The following is an 18151-nucleotide window of genomic DNA, read 5'->3' as shown; positions in this document are numbered from 1 at the left end:
AGTTTGGACCCCGAAACCGCTGTTGCTGTCGATATAGGCCGTTGACCCGAGGGATGCAAGGCCGTTCTCCCCGACCCCGAAGCCTTTTCCCCCGATCGACCTGTATTATCCTTGACTCGTGCCGACCACGAAGAGGCTGCCCATGGTGCCCGTCAACACAGGATGCGAGCCGTCGTATGTTCTGAACATCGCTCAGTTCGAGGCGGTGGAACGACCGATCGGCTTTGCCATGCTGAACGCCATCCTGGCCATCCAGCTGGATCTTCAGAGAACGGTAAAGCTCAGGCCCGAGGAATGCATGGTGTTCCTCGTCATCGTCGCCGCCACCGTCCAGAGGTTTATGCGGGCACCCTCCGCCAGCGAGGCGCTGCTGACCCGCCAGCAGCTCCCGCCCGAACTTCGTGGCCACATCTCGCGCCGCCGGATTGCCGAAGCCCTCGACCTGCCCGTCGAGACGGTGCGCCGGCACGTTGACCGGCTGTTGCAGCGGCAACTGGTGGTCGAAAGGGGGCGCGGGCAGATCTCGACCCCGGGCGGAACCCTCGCCAGGTTCAGCGAGAACGGCACGACCCTGTCGGTCGCGCGACAGTTCCTCGGGGTGGTCAGGACGATGGACCGCCTGGGCGCGCTGTCGAGGACGCGGACTATGCCCTGATCCGTGCGACGCCCCGAGGCAACGGGGCGTCGTTGCGGTCCGACCGGATCACTGGGCGGGCATCAGAACCGAGAAGCGGCCTTCGGTATCCTCGGTCAGTTCGTCCCTGATCTCGGCGCCGCGGGCACAGAAGCGCGCAGGGTCATAGGCCGCGACTGCGGTCAAACCGCCGAGGCTCATCGCATAGGCCCCCATCACCATGTCCACGGCCAGATTGTTCTGACCCTCCTCCGTCATCGCCTGGAGGCCGGACAGGATATCGGACATCACCGCCGCGAATTTCGTTTCATCGACGGCATAGCCTTCGCAGTTCTCGGCCAGCGCGCGCTGCTGCGCGACGATCAGGAGACGCAGGCTGTCGCCCGGCGACAACAGGCCCGACTGGTCGGTCATGATGCGCTCGAGCGCCTTGGTGTTCACCGCCTTCTCCATCCGCGCGACCGGATCGATGGTCGCGGGATCTACCGGGGTCTGGGCTTCTTCCGCCGACACGGGCGGCGCGGCCATCAGGCTTGCCGCTGCCAGAACGAGGATATGACGAGACTTCATGGTTTTCCTTTCCGTGCCGAGGGGTCAGATGCCGAAGATCCGCCGGGTCCAGCGATAGGAGAAATGCCCGTCCTTGAAGCACTGTCTGGGCTTCGGCAGGCAGATCACATCCCTGGCCGGGCTGAACGGGTCGCCGTAACGGTCTTCGTCCCAGCCGTCCGGGTCGTTCTTGGCCTTGGCAACCGCGACGCCAAGGATCGCAAGGGCCGCAAGCGCGCGGGCAATGTCTTCCTTGTCCGGCTTCGCCGCAACGGGAACCGGCATCGCCACCAGCGCCGCGACGGCCATCGCGGCGATACCACCTTTCAGAACCCTCATTGTTGATCCTCCTCCAGCTTCCAGACCGCAGTCCGCACGGCATGGCCCGACCCGGGCCTGCCGACGCCGAAGGTAGCCAAGGGAATCATGTCTTTCCTCAAGACATGACCCGGATCGGGTCATTTCCTTCCGGGCCTCAGACCCGGCGGAACACCATCACCAGGCCGCGGTCGTCCTTGTGCGGATGGTCCGCGCCCTCGTAGATCGGGATGTCGCGCCAGGCGACCGGGGTGATCCGGCCATGCGCCACCATGCGGGCGAGTTCCGAGCCGAAGCCGGCCCCGTCCAGCACCGGGCCGATGGTGCCGCAGGCAAAGACCGCGCCGGGGCGGGTGATGCGCAAGAGTTCCGGAAAACATTCCGGGCCGACATGGCCGTGGGTGAAGGTGCCGCAACTGACCACCGCGTCATAGCTCGCGTCGGGGATCTCCAGGGCCTTGGTCAGGTCGCCAAGCATCAGCTTGCGATACAGGCCCTTGGGCCGCGCGACCTCTAGCATCTCGGGCGTGATATCCAACGCGTCCACCGTCAGCCCGCGCAGGTGTTCCGCCACCAGGCCCGTGCCCGCGCCGATGTCCAGGATTTCGGCCCCTTGCGCGATCTCGCCCTTCAGGATCGCCGCGATCTCGCGCGGGGCGATGTAGCCCCAGGCCGCGCCGAAGCTTTCGTCGTAGGTCTCCGCCCAGTCGCCATACATGCGACGGGCGTCCTCGGGACCGTTGATCTGGTAGGCTTCATCCAAGTCGTAGGCGTCTTCGGTCATCTGCAATCCTCCGTCATCGCGGCTGTGATGCTACTGTCCTGTCACAGAGAGATGACGGATCGCCGGGAACCGGCCGCCGCTAATCGGTTGCCCCCCGATTGAAGGGGCCGGCACAAGCTGCAATAGTCCGGGGAATGCAAGTAAAGGGGTCAGGCTGGATGTATGCCGGTCCGAAGACATCGCGGCTCCGGTGCGCGCTTGGCCTTCTGGTCGGGATGCTGGCGGCATCCCCCGTGCTGGCGCTCGACCGGCTGGACATCTCGGTTGTCGGCGGGTCCGAGGCGCTGACGAAGGCGGTGACCGATGCGGCGATGGTCCGGTCGCTGCAAGAGCAGGGCCAGACCGATCCGCAGGACCTGCTGGCGGCAGCGCGGTCGGATTACGCGCATATCCTCGCGGCGCTTTATGCCAAGGGCTACTACTCGGTCGACATCCGCATCCTGATCGACGGTCGCGAGGCGGCGGCGATCCCTGCGCTCGAGGCGCCGCGTGCGATCTCGACCATCCGCATCCAGGTCGATCCCGGCCCGCCCTTCCGGTTCGGCCAGGTGCGAATCGCCCCCCTGGCGCCGGGGACGGACCTGCCCGAAGGCTTTCGCACCGGCGCGCCGGCGGAAAGCGGCCAGGTGCAGTCGGCGGTCGATGTCGCCATCGCCGCCTGGCGCGAGGCCGGCCATGCCAAGGCCTTCGTGGGAGAGGAGCGGGTGCTGGCCGATCATGCTGCCCGGCGGATCGACGCCGATGTCAGCCTGACGCCCGGGCCCCGGCTGCGATTCGGGCCGCTTACCGTCACCGGCGAACAGCGCATGCGCGAGGCGCGCATCCGCAAGATCGCCGGCCTGCCCGAAGGCGAGACCTTCAGCGAGACCGAACTGCGCCGGGCCGAGACGCGGCTGCGCCGCACCGGCATCTTCTCGTCTGTCGCGCTGACCGAGGACGACCAAATCACCGCGCCGGATCTACTGGGCATCAGCGCGGCCGTGGTCGAGCAGAAGCCGCGCCGCTATTCGCTGGGTGTCGAAATAGCCAGCCTGGATGGCCTGTCGCTTTCGGCCGCCTGGCTGCACCGCAACCTTCTGGGCGGGGGCGAAAGGTTGGGGATCAAGGGCGAGATCACCAACATCGGCACCAGCCTCAGCGGCATCGATTACGGGCTGGAGGTGACGCTCGACCGCCCCGCGACGCTGAGTGCGGACACCTCGGCCGGTCTGGTGCTGAGCTACCGGCACGAGGACGAGATCGACTACAACCTTGACGCCTTCAGCTTCGGCCTGCGGTTTTCCCATGTCTTTTCCGAACAGCTGACGGCGCGGGCCGGGCTGACTTATGACACCGCTACGGGGCGAGACCCCGGCGGACGGTTCGACTTCCGCAACCTGTCGCTGCCCGCGGGACTGACCTGGGACCGACGCGACGTGGCGACGGATCCGACGAAGGGTTTCTACATCGATGCGACAGCCAAGCCCTTCCTGGGCTTCGGCACCACCGGATCGGGCTTGCGCGCCACGCTGGACGGGCGCATCTATCGCAGCCTCGGCTCCGGGGGCCGTTTCGTGCTTGCGGCGCGGGCGCAGGCCGGGGCGGTGTTCGGCCCGGCGCTGCTGGAAACGCCGCGCAGCGACCTGTTCTTCTCGGGCGGGGGCGGCACGGTGCGCGGCCAGCCCTATCGCTCGCTGGGGGTTGCCATCACGCGGGGCTTCCGGCCGCAATTCCTGATCGGCGGCAACCGATTCCTTGCCGCCTCGGTGGAACTGCGCGCCAGCGTGACCGAACGGATCGGGGTGGTCGGCTTTGTCGACTGGGGCAGCATCGGGGTCGATGGCTTCGCGGGTGATCTGGCCAATTCCCATGCCGGGGCCGGGCTGGGGCTGCGCTATGACACCGGGCTTGGCCCGATCCGGCTGGACGTGGCGGCACCGATCAGCGGCACCACCGGCGACGGGGTGCAGATCTATGTCGGCCTGGGGCAGTCCTTCTGATGCGGCGCGCGCTTGCCTTCGCCCTCTGCCTGCTCGCCCTGCCCGCCCAGGCGCAAGAGCAGGACGACCGCGACTACCTGACCGCCTTTCTGGAAGACACGCTCTCCGGTGCGGGGCGCAAGGTCACGGTGACGGGCTTTGCCGGCGCGCTTTCGGCCCAGGCCACGATCGAGCAGCTGACCATCGCCGACGACCAGGGCATCTGGATCACGCTCAACGGCGTGGTGCTGGACTGGTCGCGCTCGGCGCTTCTGTCGGGCGAGGTGGTGGTCAACGAACTGTCCGCCGACGAGATCATCGTCGCCCGCGCGCCCGTTGCCTCGGCCGAGGCTGTGCCCGCGCCCGAGGCGGCCGGGTTCAGCCTTCCCGAACTGCCGGTCTCGATCGATATCGAGAAGGTCGCCGCCGACCGGATCGAGCTGGGCACCGATCTGCTTGGCCAGCCGGTCACCGGCACGCTGTCGGCCTCGCTGCAACTGGCCGGGGGCGAGGGGCAGGCGGTGCTGGACCTGATCCGCACCGGCGACGGCCCCTCGGGCGAGGTGCGGCTGGACGCGGCCTATGCCAATGCGACGCGAGAACTGAAGCTGTCGCTCCGGGCCGAAGAGGCGGCGGGCGGGATCGCGGCCAGCCTGCTGGGCATCCCCGGCGCGCCCTCGACGCGGTTGCAGGTCGAGGGGCAGGGGCCGATCGACGATTTCGCGGCCGATGTCTCGCTGGCGACCGATGGCGCCGACCGGCTGACCGGCAAGGTGACGCTGCGGGCCGAGGACGGCGGGAACCGCCTTGGTGCCGACCTTGCGGGGGATCTCGCGCCGATGCTGGCGCCGGACCTGGTGGATTTCTTCGGCACCGAGGTCGGACTTAAGCTCGAAGCCTGGCGCAGCGCCGGCGGGCGGGTGCGGGTGGACCGTTTCGACCTGGCCGCGCGGTCGTTGGCGCTGACCGGCGCGGCCGAGATCGCGGCGGATGGCGTGCCCGAACGGTTGGAGGTCTCCGGCCGTCTGGCCGCGCCGGACGGGGCGCCGGTGGTGCTGCCGCTGGCCGACGGGACGAAAGTCACCAGCGCCGATTTCCGGCTGACCTCGGCGCAGGGCGACGCCGACAGCTGGTCGGGCAGCCTGGCGATCCGGGGGCTTGACCGGCCCGACCTGAAGATTGCCGACCTCGCGGTGAAGGGCTCGGGCCGGATCGGGCGCAGCGCGGCGGGGCGGAGCTTCGGCGGCACGCTAAGCGGCAACGCCACGGGCCTTCAGCCTGCCGATCCTGCGCTGGCCGAGGCACTCGGGCAGGCACTGACGGGATCGTTGCGGTTCTACGCGCAGGAAGGCGCGGCTGCGCTGCGGCTGACTGACATCCGGCTGGAGGGCGCGGGTCTTTCCGCGACCGGCGCGGTGCGGATCGAGGGGCTGGACCAGGCGCTGCGGATGACCGGCAGGCTGGCGGTCGAAGCTGCGGATTTCGCGCGGTTCTCGCGGCTGGCAGGCCGTCCGCTGGGCGGGGCGGGGCGGCTGGAGGTCTTGGGCGAGGCAAGCCGCCTGTCGGGGGTTTTCGACGCCGAGATCGCGTTCGATGGCACCGGCTTGTCCATTGGCCAGGCCGAGGCGGACCGGCTTCTGTCCGGGGCCTCGCGGCTGACCGCCTCGGTGCGGCGGGACGAGACGGGCATGGCCCTGCGCAGCCTGGACCTGACGGCGGGGGCCTTGCGGGCGAGCGCCAGCGGCCGGCTGGCCTCGGCCGGGTCGGACCTGACGGGAACGGTCAGCCTGTCCGACCTGTCGGCGCTGCGGGCGGGCTATGGCGGCGCGGTGACGCTGGAAGGCCGTTTCACCGGCACGCCAGAGGAAGGGTCGGTCAGTCTGAGAGGTCAGGGCCGGTCGCTGCGCATCGGCAAGCCCGAGGCCGACCGGGTTCTGGCCGGGCAGAGCGAGCTTGACCTCGATCTCGGCCTGAACGGCGGCGTGATCCAGGTCCGCTCGGCCCGTCTGCAGAACCCGCAGCTTTCCGCCACGGCGCAAGGCGAGATCAACGGCGCGGTGCGCCGGATCACCCTGGATGCGCGGCTGGCGAATCTGGGCCTCATCGTGCCCGAGGTATCCGGTCCGCTGACCGTGGCCGGGACGGCGGTGCAGGACGCGGCGGGCTATCGGCTGGATCTGCGCGGCAACGGGCCGGGGCAGATCGCCGCCCGGGTCGAGGGGCGGGTGGCGAACGACTTCCGCACGGCCGATCTGGCGATCAACGGCTCGGGCGAGGCGGGTCTGGCGAACCTGATCCTCTCGCCCCGGTCGGTGGCGGGCCGGGTCGGCTATGACCTGCGGCTGAGCGGGCCGCTGGCACTGGGCTCGCTGTCGGGCCGCGTCACCCTGTCGGACGGACGCATCGCCGACCCGGAACTGGGCATGTCCCTGCAACAGATCCAGGCCATCGGGCAACTGAATGGCGGCACTCTCCAGCTTTCGGCAACCTCGGGCCTGTCCACCGGAGGACGGCTGCGGGTGGACGGACCGATCCGCCTGGACGGGCGGCAGGAGGCAGATCTGACCCTGGCGCTGGACGGCCTGCGGCTCTACGACCCCGAGCTTTACGAGACGCGGGTCAGCGGCAATCTGGCCTTGCGCGGGCCTCTGGCTGGCGGGGCGATGCTGTCGGGCGCGTTGCAACTTGGGGAAACCGAGGTGCGGGTGCCGGCCTCGGGGTTCAGCTCGGCCGGGTCGCTGATGAACATCCGCCATGTCCGCGACACGGCGCCTGTGCGTGACACCCGGCGCAAGGCCGGCCTTCTGGATGCCATCGCCGCCGCGTCCCGCAATGCAGCGCCGGCACGGGCCATCGGGCTTGACGCGACGATCACCGCGCCGGCCCGAGTCTTCGTCCGCGGTCGGGGCATCGACGCCGAACTGGGCGGTAGCCTGCGGCTTCTGGGCACCACGGCGGACGTGCGTCCCGCAGGGGGGTTCAGCCTGATCCGCGGTCGGATCGACATCCTGGGCCGACGACTGGTCCTGTCGCGTGCCGACCTTGCGATGGAGGGCAGCCTGATCCCGCAGATCAGCATCGCTGCGGATACCGAAAGCGACGGAATCGTCAGCACGGTCACAGTCGAAGGCCCGGCCAATGACCCCGTGGTCCGGTTCACCTCGTCACCGGACCTGCCACAGGAGGAAGTGCTGGCACGCCTCCTGTTCGGGCGGGGTCTCGACAACATCTCGGCCTTGCAGGCCGCACAACTGGCCAATGCGGTCGCCATTCTTGCCGGCCGCAGCGGCGTGGGTCTCGTCGGCAACCTGCGCCGCAACTTCGGACTGGACGATCTGGAGGTGACGACTTCCGAGGACGGTTCCGCCGCGGTGAGGGCAGGGAAGTACATCAAGGACAACGTCTATACCGAGATCGAGGTCGACCAGGAGGGCAAGAGCCGGATCAACCTGAACCTCGACCTCAGGAAAGGGCTGACGGTCAAGGGCAGGCTCGGGGCCGACGGCGAGACCGGGATCGGCGTCTATCTTCAGCGCGACTACTGATCGCCCGCGTCGTCCCCGTCCGGTCCGCACATCACCACGCAGAGGAACAGGGGCACCACAAGCCATGGCAGCCAGCCCTTGCTGGAGGGTGACGCTTCCTTCACCTCGGGCTCCGGTTCCTCGACGACGACGACCGGGCCGCCGGCACTGGCCGGGGCAGCAAGACAGGCGATACAGAGGCTCAGCGCGATCAGCGGCTTCATGTGGCCCTCGCAGGCTTTCGGTCCCTCGGCCAGTCTGGTCCAGACGCTGACGATTCGCACCCATTCGTTGTCCGGCAGGCGCAGATTGCAGCGGGCTGCGCGGAGTCTGCACCCATGCGGTCAAGGTCGGGGTCGTGCCGGTGTGGCGGCCAGGGGCCCGGCCCAAAGGTCAGTCGATGACCTTCTCGAACTCCAGGTATCCGACCGCGCTGCTGGCCCATTGCCTCGACTTGCGGACGGTATTGCCCTCGATCCAGTAATCGTTGGTCACCTTGCCGTTGGGTCGGGTGCAGGTCTCGGTCACATGGGTAACCCCATGCGACTTGCCCAGGATCTCGACCGTTTCTGCGCCGACGACCACGGCGGCACAGTCGTAGGTCCGCCGCGTTCCGGCGTCGTCCGGGCCGAGGAAGTAGTAGATGCGCTGGTAGCTGGCCGCGCCTTTCAGCTGGGCCAGCGCGGGAGCATCAGCCGACATCAGGTCGGCCCCGAGACCGCGGGTCTGGATCAGCACGCCATTGCGGAGCGAGAAGTTGGCCTGCCCCTGCGCAGTCCATGTCACGACATCGGCCTTGGTATCGGCAATCGTCAGCAGGGCATCTTGCCCCAGCGCCTGGGCTTTGACCCGCAGGACGGGTTTGCCATAGGCTTCAAGCTCCTCTCGCCCGGCAGGCTTTGTGGCGCGCGCGGCTCCCGCGGCGCCCTTCCTTTCCTTGGAGACCGCGGATTTGGCCATCTGACCGACCGCAGCAACCAGAGGGTTTCCGCCGCCGCCGTCATTGCCGCAGGCGCCAAGCAGCGCCATCAGGGTGATGGCTGCAATCGCTTTCTTTGGAAATCTCACCGCCAGACCCTTCCCCAATCGGGGTCAAGTCCATCGGTGTGATACTCTCGGATCGACTCGTAGAGCCGCCCGTCCACATCGACCCGCGCGCCGCCATCGCCGCTGCCCGGACGCAGGGTCATGCCGAAGCCTCGCCGCGTCTCGGTGCCAAGTGCCCAGTTGAAGGGAATGGTGAACCGGATGCCCTTGTCGAAACCGCTTTCACCAAAGTCCTCCGCGCTGACATCAGTCACAGTGGCGAAGGCCCCGACCCTCCAGCCGTTCGCGAAGACGCGGTCGATCGAGATCGTCGCCCCGACATCGCCGGCAAGATACTTCCCGACGTCCAGCTGGCCGAGGTAGCCGTTGCCGAAGTCGTAGTAGGCCGACACATGGCCGGTCACGACATCGTAGTCGTATTCGTCGAAGCCCAGGCCACCATCCGTATCGCGCTGCCGCGTGTAGTTGGCCTCGATTCCCAGGGCCAGCTGGCTGTCCACCGGCTTCCACAGAAGCTCGCCCGACACACCGGCATGCATCCGCTCGAGATAGCCCACCGTGATGCGGGAATAGAAGTCCGGCGCCGGCCGCGCATACCAGGCGAACGTCAGCCGTTCCAGCGCGGGATCGCCGAATTCGGTATAGCGCGAGCCGTCGGTCCGCACATGCGGCAGAGGCGAGGTCGAGGGACTGCCAAGATCGGTGTTGCTGACAAGCTGCTTGTAGACCGAGCCCGCCACCACGAAACCCGGCGCGAAGTTGTAGCTTGCCGAGAGGCGCAGGCCGATGTCGCCCTTTGCCGGTTCCGCCAGGCGCAGCGCCGGCCGCAGGCCCCAGGAGAACCTGGGGTACAGGTTCTCGTCGCCGATGGCATAGGCAGGGACCGGCCCCGCATCGGTGACGATGACCCGCTCGCGCAGCAAGGTTGCATTGTCGGCGGTATACTCCAGCCCTTCCAGGTCGCTGCGGCGGATAGTGATCTTCGAGGCCCCCATGCCGTTGACCACGGGCACGATCTCGAACACCTCGACCGAAGCGGGCATGACATGGCTCAGCGCCCGCGCTGTTCGGCCCACGGCCTGCGAGCCCGCGTCGATCCGGCTGTTGCGGATGCGGACCTGCACGGTCGTCTCGGTGTAGGCGAGGTTCTCGACCGCAATTCCGTCGGCGGCAAGCCGCTTGGCCAGGTTCTTGCGCAGGATCGACCCTGCATCCGCTTGCGTCACCCAGCCGCCGTCATAGGCATCAGGGTCTGTTGCCCTCGACGGGCGTGCCTTGACAGGGGCGGGGGCAGCGCCGGCGATCCCGCCGGTGAGGCGGCTTTTCGGGTCAAGGATCACATGGAACGTCAACCCGATCTCCGAGCCGTAAAGCGAATAGACCCCGAAGCGCATGTTGGGATTGCGCTGATACTCGAAGCCGAAGTTGAACGGGCTGTCGCGATCGAACAGTCCGCGCACCTCGTCCTCGGTCACATAGGCGTCCGATGAATACTCGCCCTTGAAGGTCCAGGTGTCGCTGATCCTGTATTCGACGCCTGCGAAGGGCGCCGCATCGCCGCGGAACCATTGGTCGGCGTTGGGCGTGCCGGTCGGGCTGACCGGCGGGCGGTCGCCGAAGGGTGCCCCGATGCTGCCGTAACTGCCCAGCCGGCCCCAGCCGAGGCCTGCCGTAACCTTCAGCCGGTCGCCGAAATTCTTCGTCGCCGCGACATACTCCGACGAGAACAGCCCCTGTCCGGTCATGTCCTGCAGGCCGATGGTCAGGGCAGGGCGCCAGGTCCCTTCCTTCAGGATCTGGTAGCGCAGGTCGATGCTGCGGTCGGTTTCCTTGCTGTCACCTGGGATTACCGTGTCCCAATCGCGCCAGGTCTGGAAGCGGAATGACGCAGACAGCCGCTCGCTGAACTGGAAGCTGAAGGTCGTGCGAGTGATCGGGCCTGCCTGCGAGGTGCTGAAGGAAAAGGTCGCATCCTTCTGCGCCTCGCCCGACGGCATGTCGATCAGGCCGGTTGCCCCGTTGATATTCAGCGTGCCCGTGCTTTCGGCATGCGCCGGCGCAACGGTCAGCGCGGTGCTCGCGGCAAGCAGGGCAAGCAGGCGGATTTGCAGGATGTGCATGATGACCAGACCCGGGATTTCCTTGCAGTCTATGCGAAGATCGGGCGATCAGGGCAAGGGGCTTCGACGGGGAAGCCGGCACAATATCGGGGATATCGGCATTTCCGCCAACACGGCCGCTGGCCCCGTCAGGTGCTGTCGCTTTCCAGGCTGATCCGCAGTTCCCGCAGGACGGGCAAGAGCGCTCGCACCTTCTCGGGGCCGATCGACTGCACGACCTCGGCAATCAGCGGCACCACGCTGGCCACGGCCCCGTCGCGCGCCGCCCGGCCGCTGGGACTTATCGCGACGAACTTCTGCCGCGCGTCCTCCCAGTCGGGGCGGATGTGGACATGCCCGGCCCATTCCAGCTTGGCCAGCGTGTTGGTCATCGCCCCGCGGGTGACGTGGAAGGCCCGCGCCAGTTGCGCCGGAGTGCGTTCGTCGTTGATGCGCGCCAGATGGTTCAGCACGCTGAAATGCGACAGTTCCATCCCCTTCGGCAGCACCTTGGAAATGCGGTTCCGCGCCAGCTGATCTGCCATGAACAGTTCGCCGAACAGCGCGACCGCGATGTCATCCGCCTTGTCGCTTCCCTTCTCGCCGCTCATGGCCCTTCGAAGCTCCGGTCATGCCACAGCGACGGCACCCGACCGCGCGCCTTCTCGACCTCGGCCAGGTCCAGATCGACCAGCGTCACCCCCGGTTCGGTGCCCGCATCGGCCATGACCTCGCCCCAGGGGGCAATGGCCAGGGAATGACCATGGGTTCGACGGCCCTTGCCGTTGGCTTCCGGGTGGAACCCGGTCTGCGCCGGGGCCAGCACGAAACAGCCGGTCTCGATGGCGCGGGCGCGCAGCAGGGTCTCCCAATGCGCAGCGCCGGTGATATGGTTGAAGGCGGCCGGCACCGTGATGATCTGCGCCCCACCCTGCGCCAGACGCCGATACAGCGCCGGAAAGCGCACATCGTAGCAGACCGTCATGCCGATCGTTGCAAAGGCCGTCTCCACCACCACCGCCCGCGTGCCCGGCCGGTAGCCCTCGCTTTCGCGGTAAACCTCGGTGGGCGAGACGTTCACGTCGAACATGTGGATCTTGTCGTAGCGCGCGGCGATCCCGCCGTCCGGCGCGATCAGGAAGCTGCGGTTGGCAAGGCGGCCATCCGCGTCATGGGTCAACAGACCCAGCGAGCCGATCAGAAGCCAGATGCCCGCCGCCCGCGCCTCGGCCCGCAGCGCGGCCAGCGTCGGGTCGTCCTCCTCATGCCGGAACACGCTGCGCTGGTGCGCCCGGCTGGAGGACAGGCCGTTCGTCAGTTCCGGGGTCAGCACCAGGCCCGCGCCAGCGGCAGCAGCCTGACGCACAAGGCCGACCGTTACCGGGAGGTTAACCTCCGGGTCGTCGGTGACGGTCAGCTGGACCAGGCCCGCGCGCATCACGCGGCCAGAAGCGGGTCGAGCTTGCCGGCGCTGTCGAGGGCGTAAAGATCGTCGCAGCCGCCGACATGCACATCGCCAACGAAGATCTGCGGCACGGTACGCCGGCCGTGGGCGCGCTGCATCATCGCCTCGCGCAGGGCCGGGTCGCGGCTGACGTCGATCTCGGCGAAGGCCACGCCCTTTTTCTGCAACAGGCGCTTCGCCGCGTGGCAGTAGGGGCAGATGGGGGTGGTATAGATTTCGACCGGACGCATCGGGGCACCTCTTTCGCGCCCGAATATAGGGGTTCAGCCGTCTTTCGCAACGCGCGCCAGCGCCAGCACCGACACCGACCGCGCGCCGGCTGCCAGCAGCGCCTCGGTCGCCGCGGCAAAGGTCGCGCCCGAGGTCATCACGTCATCGACCAGAAGGATGTCGCGGTCCCGCACCCGCATGACACGCGCCTTCGGCACGACGAAGGCATCCAGCAGATTGGCAAAGCGCGCCTCGCGGCCCTTGCCGTCCTGGGTGCCGGTGGGCCGGCGGCGGGTCAGGGCGTCCGGGCAATGCTCCAGACCCGTCGCGCGCGCGATGCCCCGCGACAGAAGCGCCGCCTGATTGTAGCGACGCCGGAACAGCCGCATCCAGTGCAGGGGCACCGGCACGACCAACATCCCCGGCCGCAGGATCGGCTGCGCCGAGCGGGCCATCCAGTCCGATGCCGGTCGCGCCAGATCCATCCGGTCGCCATGCTTGAGCGCCAGGACCAGGTTTCGGGCATTTCCGTCATAGATCAGCGCGGCCCTTCCCCGGTCCCAGGGGCGTGCGACGGTCATGCAGTCGTCGCACAGCGCCCGCTCCTCGCTGTCCGGTCCGGGAAGCGGCGTTCCGCAACCGTCGCAGACGAGGCCGGCGATGAACGGGGTCTCGCGCCAGCAGTCGGCGCAGAGGCCGAAATCGGACTGCACCGGCGCCGCGCAGGACAGGCACTGCGGCGGGTAGATCAGATGCAGCGCGCCTTGCAATCCCATCCCTGCCTCCTAATGTCCCGCCGATGACCGAAGCCCCGATCCTGACCGACCGTACCGCACTGGCCCGCCACCGCGCCCGCGCCCGAACCCTGCCCGATCATGGTCCGGCGATGTTCCTGCATCGCCTCGCCCTGACCGACGTTCAGGAAAGACTCACCGAGGTTAACAGAACCTTTACGGCGCCGGCCGTGGTGAGCGGATTCCCCGAAATCTGGCGGGATCTGCGCCCGGATGCCCGGCAGGCTCCCGATGACGAGCGGCTGGACCTGGTGCCCGGCGCGCATGACCTGGTGGTGCATGCGATGGGTCTGCACTGGGCAAACGACCCGCTGGGCCAGCTGGTGCAATGCCGCCGCGCGCTGCGACCTGATGGTCTTTTCATTGCCGTCCTGCCCGGCGGGCGCAGCTTGCAGGAGTTGCGGACAAGCCTCGCCGAAGCCGAGGCCCGCGTGACCGGCGGGCTGTCTCCCCGCGTGCTGCCGATGGCCGAGATCCGCGACCTCGGGGGGCTGATGCAACGGGCGGGATTTGCCCTCCCGGTCGCTGACAGCCTTGTTCAGACTGTCGAGTATCGCGACTTCGCGGCGCTGATGTCCGACCTCAGGGCCGCGGGGGAAACCAATGCCCTGGCTGGCCGGCTGCGCCGCTTCACCTCCCGTTCCGTGCTGGCGGCGGCCGCGACAGTCTATGCCGGAACCTTTGTCACGGCGGAGGGACGACTGCGCGCGACGGCAGAGCTCTTGTTCCTGACCGGATGGGCGCCGCATGACAGCCAGCAAAAGCCGTTGCGCCCGGGTTCGGCCAGATCGCGGCTGGCCGATGCTCTGGGCGTTCCCGAGGGCCGACTGTCCAAAGACGGTTGACCCTGCCGACCCAGCCCTTATGTCCCGTGCTGAACCAGAGGGAAGGACTGACATGCCGGATGACCGGACGAAAGCCGCTGCGGCGGAGGAAGTGCGTCCCGGCGAGGGTCGGCTGGCCCATGCGCCGGCCGATCATCCGCCGGTGCGCCGTGCACGGGTCGGGATCCTGCTGGCGAACCTGGGCACGCCGGATGCCTACGACTACTGGTCGATGCGGCGCTATCTGAACGAGTTTCTCTCGGACAAGCGGGTGGTGGACTACCCGTCGTGGAAGTGGCAACCGCTGTTGCAGCTGATCATCCTGTCGAAGCGTCCCTTCACCTCGGGTGCGAACTACAAGCTGATCTGGAACGAAGAGCTGAACGAAAGCCCGCTTCTGACCATCACCAAGGCGCAGACAGCGGCGATCGCTGCGGCGATGGCCGACCGGCACGGGGCCGAGGTGATGGTCGATTTCTGCATGCGCTACGGCAACCCCTCGACCGAGTCGAAAGTCAGGGCCATGGTGGATGCCGGATGCGAGAAGATCCTGTTCTTCCCCCTCTACCCCCACTACGCCGGCGCCACCTCGGCCACCGCGAACGACCAGTTCTTCCGCGCCCTGATGAAGGAGAAGCGGCAGCCGGCGGTGCGGACGGTGGCGGAGTATTTCGACCACCCGCTCTATATCGACGCGCTGGCCAGATCGGTCGAGACGGCCTATGCGGCGCTGGATCACCGGCCGGATGTCCTGGTGGCCAGCTACCACGGAATGCCGAAGCGGTATCTGATGGAGGGCGACCCCTACCACTGCCAGTGCGCCAAGACGACCCGTCTGTTGCGCGAAAGGCTTGGGTGGGAGAAGGGGGCGATCGACACGACCTTCCAGTCGGTCTTCGGGCGCGAGGAGTGGCTGCGGCCCTACACGGTCGAGCATGTGGCGGAGCTGGCGAAGCAAGGAAAGAAGCGGATCGCGGTGATCGCCCCGGCTTTTTCCGCGGACTGCATCGAGACGCTGGAGGAGATCAACGGCGAGATCCGCGAGGCCTTCGAACATGCCGGCGGCGAGGTCTTCACCTACATCCCCTGCCTGAACGACGATGCGGCCCATATCGAGGCCCTGGTTGCGGTGATCGAAGAGAACCTCGGTGGGTGGTTGCCCCGGAAGGGGTGACGTGTCCACAGTGGACAGTTTGAGACTTCGTTGGAAAATCAATCGCTTGATTTTCCGCGTTAAGCTGGTCTTAAGGTTTGGAGCGTCGGCGGCAAGAGTCTCTTTTCCGACCCGCCTTGACGAGATATCCACCTTTGCCCGGCACCGTCGCCTCATGCGGTTCTTCGGTTGTCTGGTCGCCTTCCTGTTTTCCCTTATGCCGCTTGGAGCGTTGCCGCTGGCGGCGGGATCCTGCATCCTGCCCATCGAAGGCGAGGAGCCGATGAGCGAGGTGGAGCGTGATCAGCCCTACCGCCTTGCCACCCACCCGATCACCCCTCCAGGCTACGACGGGTTGCTGCTGCGGCCGCTGAACCGCCCGGATGAGCCGGAGTTCTACGAGATCGGCGGCTGGGACTATCGCAGGCTTGCAAGCTCCGCGCCCGGATCGAACATCTTCGACGGGGATCTGCGGCTCGCCACGGGGGGTGACCGTTTCCTTGCGGGTTGGGATGGACGCGTCCTTTGGCATCTGCCCTCCGGTTCGGACACCTGGGAGGAGGTTCGGCCGGGGGAGACGTGGTGGGGCACCGCCTTTGACGAAGGCAAGCAAGACTTCTAGGTCGGCTTCGGCCCGAAAGCACCGCTGCTGCATTGGTATGGAAAGGCCTTCGTCCCTACCGGCCCGATGCCTTCGGTGCTTGGGGAGGCCCCGTCGCCCCTGACCGAAGACGGATTGCCCTTGGCGATCCTGACCCTGCCCGGCGCCGGTGGCACCTTTGCCGTTGCTGTGGACTGGTACAATGAAGACGCGCGCAGCCTGTGGTTCCGGCCCACCGGCTGAGCGTGGGCCTTGGTCGCCACCCGGCAGGACCTGAATCGGCTGACACCGGGATTGCGGTTTCCGGGGCCGTTCCGGGATGCCGACGTGTCCGAGGACGGCCAGACGGTGCGGCTTTTCTCAAATCACCTGAAGGACGCGAGCGTCTTGCTGCGACGGGAACCTTACGGTTGGGTGCTGGAAGAGGCCGCGCCGTTCCAAGCGTGGGTGGAGCATCGCGGTACGGGCGTTCGCCTGACCTGGTCGGGGGAGTATTCCCAGAACCCGACCGAGCGTGTCCTTCTGCTCTTTGAACGATCCGTCGCGCACAAGCCGCCGGTCCTGCTGGCGCTGGACCCGGGAACGCTGGTGCCGCGACCTGTGAGCGAGGTCACGCCAAAGGTTGAGATCGGGGCGAAGACTGCCTTCAACCTGTCGAGAATTTTCGAAGTTCCCGGCGTAGACCCTTTGCTGGTGGAGACCGATACGGGCTGGATGGCCTTTGATGGCGACGGGTTCAGGGACCTTCCCGAGTTGGACGCCGATCGGATCGGGGAGAATGCCCGCATCTTCATGGCCGGACCGTTGGTGTTGATCCAGTCGCTCAAGGGCGTGTTCCGCCTGACGGATAGTTGGACGCGGAACCGGTCCAATCCTTCCCTGATGGGACGTCGCCCTCAGCGACGACGTCGATTGTCTGGCTGAAAGAGGCCCGGCTGTTCGTGGTGGTCGGTTCGAAAGCTCAGACGGTCCTTACCTCACGCGATTTCGTCCGCTTCGACAAGACGGTCTCGCCCGTGCCGATCAAGAGCGCGGTCGCAGCCTTGCCCGACCGGCAAGGGATGCTGCTGGTGGGGCCGGACGGGCTATACACGCTGGAGGCGGACTGCCCATGGTGAAGGACACCGGCACTTCCGGGTAAGGACAGGATCGATAGTCGCACTGAGATGGCCGTGGTAGCGTGATGCCGGATATGGCTGGGGACGGGATCAGGATGACGGCGCTGCATGGTAAGGCCCTGATCATGGGTAAGGCGGGCGGAGAGGTGCTGCACGCGGATGTGGGGCTGAGCTTCATGGGCGGGGTCGATGCAGCCACAGGAAGGATCATCGACGTCCACCACCCGCTGTGCGGCCAGTCGGTCGCGGGGAAGGTGTTGGCCATTCCAAGTGGACGGGGGTCCTGCTCGGGCAGCCTGGTGATCTTCGAACTGCTGATGAACGGCCAAGCCCCGGCAGCGCTGGTCTTTCGGCACAAGGAAACGATCCTGACGCTGGGCGTGCTGATCGCCGGAGAGCTGTTCCAGCGCGCAATTCCCGTGCTGCAACTGGACGAGGCCGGTTTTGCGGCGCTTTCCAGGGCCCGCCATGTGCGGATCGAAGATGATGCCATCTGGCCGACCACGGATCCAAGGCTCCAGCCCGCAAGCTTTGTGCTTCCCGAACCCGCTCCGGCAGATTTCGCCCTGAGCGAGCTTGACCGCCGCCTTCTGGCCGGAGACTTCGGCGAGGCCGCACAGACGGCGATGCGGATCGTTCTGCAAACCGCGCGGATCGAGGGCGCGACCGAACTGGTCGACGTCGACATGGCGCATCTTGACGGCGTGTTCTACCAGGGACCGGCCGGTCTGAAGTTTGCCCGCAGGCTGTGCGATATGGGGGCAAGGGTCCGGGTGCCGACGACGATGAACGCGATCTGCGTCGACCGGCGGCAATGGCGGGCGCAAGGCGTGCCGAAGGTGGTGGGCGAAGGCTCGGATGCGCTGGCGGATGCCTATGTCGAGCTGGGCGCAAGACCGACCTATACCTGCGCGCCCTATCTGCTTGAGCCGAGGCCCAGGGCGGGACAGAACATCGCCTGGGGCGAGTCCAACGCGGTGATGTTTGCCAATTCGGTGCTGGGCGCGCGGACGCTGAAGTATCCGGATTATCTGGATGTCCTGGTCGCCCTGACAGGTCGCGCCCCGGCGGCC

Annotated in this window: 20 protein-coding genes; 10 read left to right on the top strand and 10 right to left on the bottom strand. The window is 67.3% G+C overall.

Going from position 1 to position 18151, the window contains the following annotated elements; translation table 11 throughout:
* The first annotated feature begins 142 nt into the window (after positions 1-142).
* Positions 143-655, top strand: coding sequence for a hypothetical protein (locus ACK4IU_RS10080; RefSeq protein WP_409734507.1), 513 nt, complete (start codon positions 143-145; stop codon positions 653-655).
* A 48-nt stretch (positions 656-703) separates the two neighbouring features.
* On the opposite strand, the gene ACK4IU_RS10075 is transcribed toward ACK4IU_RS10080, so the two are convergent.
* The 3 genes from ACK4IU_RS10075 to ACK4IU_RS10065 form a co-directional block, all read right to left on the bottom strand.
* Positions 704-1204 carry a hypothetical protein gene (locus ACK4IU_RS10075; protein ID WP_409734505.1) on the bottom strand — a complete coding sequence of 167 codons (501 nt, stop codon included), beginning with the start codon at positions 1202-1204 and terminating at the stop codon, positions 704-706.
* Between the two features lie 24 nt (positions 1205-1228).
* Positions 1229-1522: a hypothetical protein gene (locus tag ACK4IU_RS10070; RefSeq protein WP_409734502.1), complete on the bottom strand. Its 294-nt coding sequence runs from the start codon at positions 1520-1522 to the stop codon at positions 1229-1231.
* A 136-nt stretch (positions 1523-1658) separates the two neighbouring features.
* Positions 1659-2285, bottom strand: a complete 627-nt coding sequence (locus ACK4IU_RS10065) for a class I SAM-dependent DNA methyltransferase (RefSeq protein ID WP_409734499.1) — start codon at positions 2283-2285, stop codon at positions 1659-1661.
* Between the two features lie 215 nt (positions 2286-2500).
* Here ACK4IU_RS10065 and ACK4IU_RS10060 point away from each other — a divergent pair, with 215 nt between their 5' ends.
* Together ACK4IU_RS10060 and ACK4IU_RS10055 are read left to right on the top strand one after the other, a co-directional pair.
* Positions 2501-4264, top strand: a complete 1764-nt coding sequence (locus ACK4IU_RS10060) for an autotransporter assembly complex protein TamA (RefSeq protein WP_409734496.1) — start codon at positions 2501-2503, stop codon at positions 4262-4264.
* Positions 4264-7788, top strand: coding sequence for a translocation/assembly module TamB domain-containing protein (locus tag ACK4IU_RS10055; protein WP_409734493.1), 3525 nt, complete (start codon positions 4264-4266; stop codon positions 7786-7788). The genes ACK4IU_RS10060 and ACK4IU_RS10055 overlap by 1 nt, the downstream gene beginning before the upstream one ends.
* Here ACK4IU_RS10055 and ACK4IU_RS10050 read toward each other — a convergent pair.
* The 7 genes from ACK4IU_RS10050 to ACK4IU_RS10020 form a co-directional block, all read right to left on the bottom strand.
* Complete coding sequence (locus ACK4IU_RS10050; RefSeq protein ID WP_409734490.1) at positions 7782-8051, bottom strand: hypothetical protein; 270 nt, start codon at positions 8049-8051, stop codon at positions 7782-7784. The two genes, ACK4IU_RS10055 and ACK4IU_RS10050, sit on opposite strands and share 7 nt — an antisense overlap.
* Before the next feature lie 109 nt (positions 8052-8160).
* Positions 8161-8727 carry a YjbF family lipoprotein gene (locus tag ACK4IU_RS10045; protein WP_409734487.1) on the bottom strand — a complete coding sequence of 189 codons (567 nt, stop codon included), beginning with the start codon at positions 8725-8727 and terminating at the stop codon, positions 8161-8163.
* 104 nt (positions 8728-8831) lie between these two features.
* Positions 8832-10934: a YjbH domain-containing protein gene (locus tag ACK4IU_RS10040; protein WP_409734485.1), complete on the bottom strand. Its 2103-nt coding sequence runs from the start codon at positions 10932-10934 to the stop codon at positions 8832-8834.
* 128 nt (positions 10935-11062) lie between these two features.
* Positions 11063-11524 carry a MarR family winged helix-turn-helix transcriptional regulator gene (locus tag ACK4IU_RS10035; RefSeq protein ID WP_409734482.1) on the bottom strand — a complete coding sequence of 154 codons (462 nt, stop codon included), beginning with the start codon at positions 11522-11524 and terminating at the stop codon, positions 11063-11065.
* The gene (locus ACK4IU_RS10030; RefSeq protein WP_409734480.1) at positions 11521-12351 is read right to left on the bottom strand and encodes a carbon-nitrogen hydrolase family protein; all 831 of its coding nucleotides are present in this window, start codon (positions 12349-12351) and stop codon (positions 11521-11523) included. The genes ACK4IU_RS10035 and ACK4IU_RS10030 overlap by 4 nt, the downstream gene beginning before the upstream one ends.
* A complete protein-coding gene (gene grxC / locus ACK4IU_RS10025; protein ID WP_409734477.1) occupies positions 12351-12608 on the bottom strand; it encodes a glutaredoxin 3 in 258 nt (85 codons plus the stop codon). Before grxC ends, ACK4IU_RS10030 begins: the two co-directional genes overlap by 1 nt.
* A gap of 33 nt (positions 12609-12641) precedes the next feature.
* On the bottom strand, positions 12642-13364 hold the full coding sequence (locus tag ACK4IU_RS10020; RefSeq protein ID WP_409734475.1) for a double zinc ribbon domain-containing protein: 723 nt from the start codon (positions 13362-13364) through the stop codon (positions 12642-12644).
* Positions 13365-13387: 23 nt separating this feature from the next.
* On the opposite strand from ACK4IU_RS10020, the gene ACK4IU_RS10015 reads away from it, so the two are divergent.
* From ACK4IU_RS10015 to ACK4IU_RS09985, 7 genes are all read left to right on the top strand, one after another.
* Positions 13388-14227, top strand: coding sequence for a methyltransferase domain-containing protein (locus ACK4IU_RS10015; RefSeq protein WP_409734473.1), 840 nt, complete (start codon positions 13388-13390; stop codon positions 14225-14227).
* Between the two features lie 52 nt (positions 14228-14279).
* Positions 14280-15380, top strand: coding sequence for a ferrochelatase (gene hemH, locus ACK4IU_RS10010; protein ID WP_409734470.1), 1101 nt, complete (start codon positions 14280-14282; stop codon positions 15378-15380).
* Position 15381: 1 nt separating this feature from the next.
* Positions 15382-15981, top strand: coding sequence for a hypothetical protein (locus ACK4IU_RS10005; protein ID WP_409734468.1), 600 nt, complete (start codon positions 15382-15384; stop codon positions 15979-15981).
* A gap of 66 nt (positions 15982-16047) precedes the next feature.
* On the top strand, positions 16048-16203 hold the full coding sequence (locus tag ACK4IU_RS10000; RefSeq protein WP_409734466.1) for a hypothetical protein: 156 nt from the start codon (positions 16048-16050) through the stop codon (positions 16201-16203).
* Between the two features lie 9 nt (positions 16204-16212).
* Positions 16213-16884, top strand: coding sequence for a hypothetical protein (locus ACK4IU_RS09995; RefSeq protein WP_409734464.1), 672 nt, complete (start codon positions 16213-16215; stop codon positions 16882-16884).
* Between the two features lie 20 nt (positions 16885-16904).
* Positions 16905-17078, top strand: a complete 174-nt coding sequence (locus ACK4IU_RS09990) for a hypothetical protein (protein ID WP_409734462.1) — start codon at positions 16905-16907, stop codon at positions 17076-17078.
* Positions 17079-17173: 95 nt separating this feature from the next.
* Positions 17174-18151, top strand: a 978-nt coding sequence (locus tag ACK4IU_RS09985; protein WP_409734459.1) for an aconitase X, incomplete at its 3' end; no start/stop codon positions are given.

Origin of the sequence: Tabrizicola flagellatus (assembly GCF_046295235.1) — a bacterium.
Lineage (GTDB): Bacteria > Pseudomonadota > Alphaproteobacteria > Rhodobacterales > Rhodobacteraceae > Tabrizicola > Tabrizicola flagellata_A.
The sequence above is the reverse complement of the archived record's forward strand: the minus strand, read 5'-3'. Positions and strand labels throughout refer to the sequence as shown.

Bases quoted from the DNA above. Each gene is read 5' to 3' on its own strand.
- ACK4IU_RS10080 (WP_409734507.1), top strand. From the start codon at position 143: ATGGTGCCCGTCAACACAGGATGCGAGCCGTCGTATGTTCTGAACATC.
- ACK4IU_RS10075 (WP_409734505.1), bottom strand. From the start codon at position 1,204: ATGAAGTCTCGTCATATCCTCGTTCTGGCAGCGGCAAGCCTGATGGCC.
- ACK4IU_RS10070 (WP_409734502.1), bottom strand. From the start codon at position 1,522: ATGAGGGTTCTGAAAGGTGGTATCGCCGCGATGGCCGTCGCGGCGCTG.
- ACK4IU_RS10065 (WP_409734499.1), bottom strand. From the start codon at position 2,285: ATGACCGAAGACGCCTACGACTTGGATGAAGCCTACCAGATCAACGGT.
- ACK4IU_RS10060 (WP_409734496.1), top strand. From the start codon at position 2,501: ATGCTGGCGGCATCCCCCGTGCTGGCGCTCGACCGGCTGGACATCTCG.
- ACK4IU_RS10055 (WP_409734493.1), top strand. From the start codon at position 4,264: ATGCGGCGCGCGCTTGCCTTCGCCCTCTGCCTGCTCGCCCTGCCCGCC.
- ACK4IU_RS10045 (WP_409734487.1), bottom strand. From the start codon at position 8,727: ATGGCCAAATCCGCGGTCTCCAAGGAAAGGAAGGGCGCCGCGGGAGCC.
- ACK4IU_RS10040 (WP_409734485.1), bottom strand. From the start codon at position 10,934: ATGCACATCCTGCAAATCCGCCTGCTTGCCCTGCTTGCCGCGAGCACC.
- ACK4IU_RS10035 (WP_409734482.1), bottom strand. From the start codon at position 11,524: ATGAGCGGCGAGAAGGGAAGCGACAAGGCGGATGACATCGCGGTCGCG.
- ACK4IU_RS10030 (WP_409734480.1), bottom strand. From the start codon at position 12,351: ATGCGCGCGGGCCTGGTCCAGCTGACCGTCACCGACGACCCGGAGGTT.
- grxC (WP_409734477.1), bottom strand. From the start codon at position 12,608: ATGCGTCCGGTCGAAATCTATACCACCCCCATCTGCCCCTACTGCCAC.
- ACK4IU_RS10020 (WP_409734475.1), bottom strand. From the start codon at position 13,364: ATGGGATTGCAAGGCGCGCTGCATCTGATCTACCCGCCGCAGTGCCTG.
- ACK4IU_RS10015 (WP_409734473.1), top strand. From the start codon at position 13,388: ATGACCGAAGCCCCGATCCTGACCGACCGTACCGCACTGGCCCGCCAC.
- hemH (WP_409734470.1), top strand. From the start codon at position 14,280: ATGCCGGATGACCGGACGAAAGCCGCTGCGGCGGAGGAAGTGCGTCCC.
- ACK4IU_RS10000 (WP_409734466.1), top strand. From the start codon at position 16,048: ATGCCTTCGGTGCTTGGGGAGGCCCCGTCGCCCCTGACCGAAGACGGA.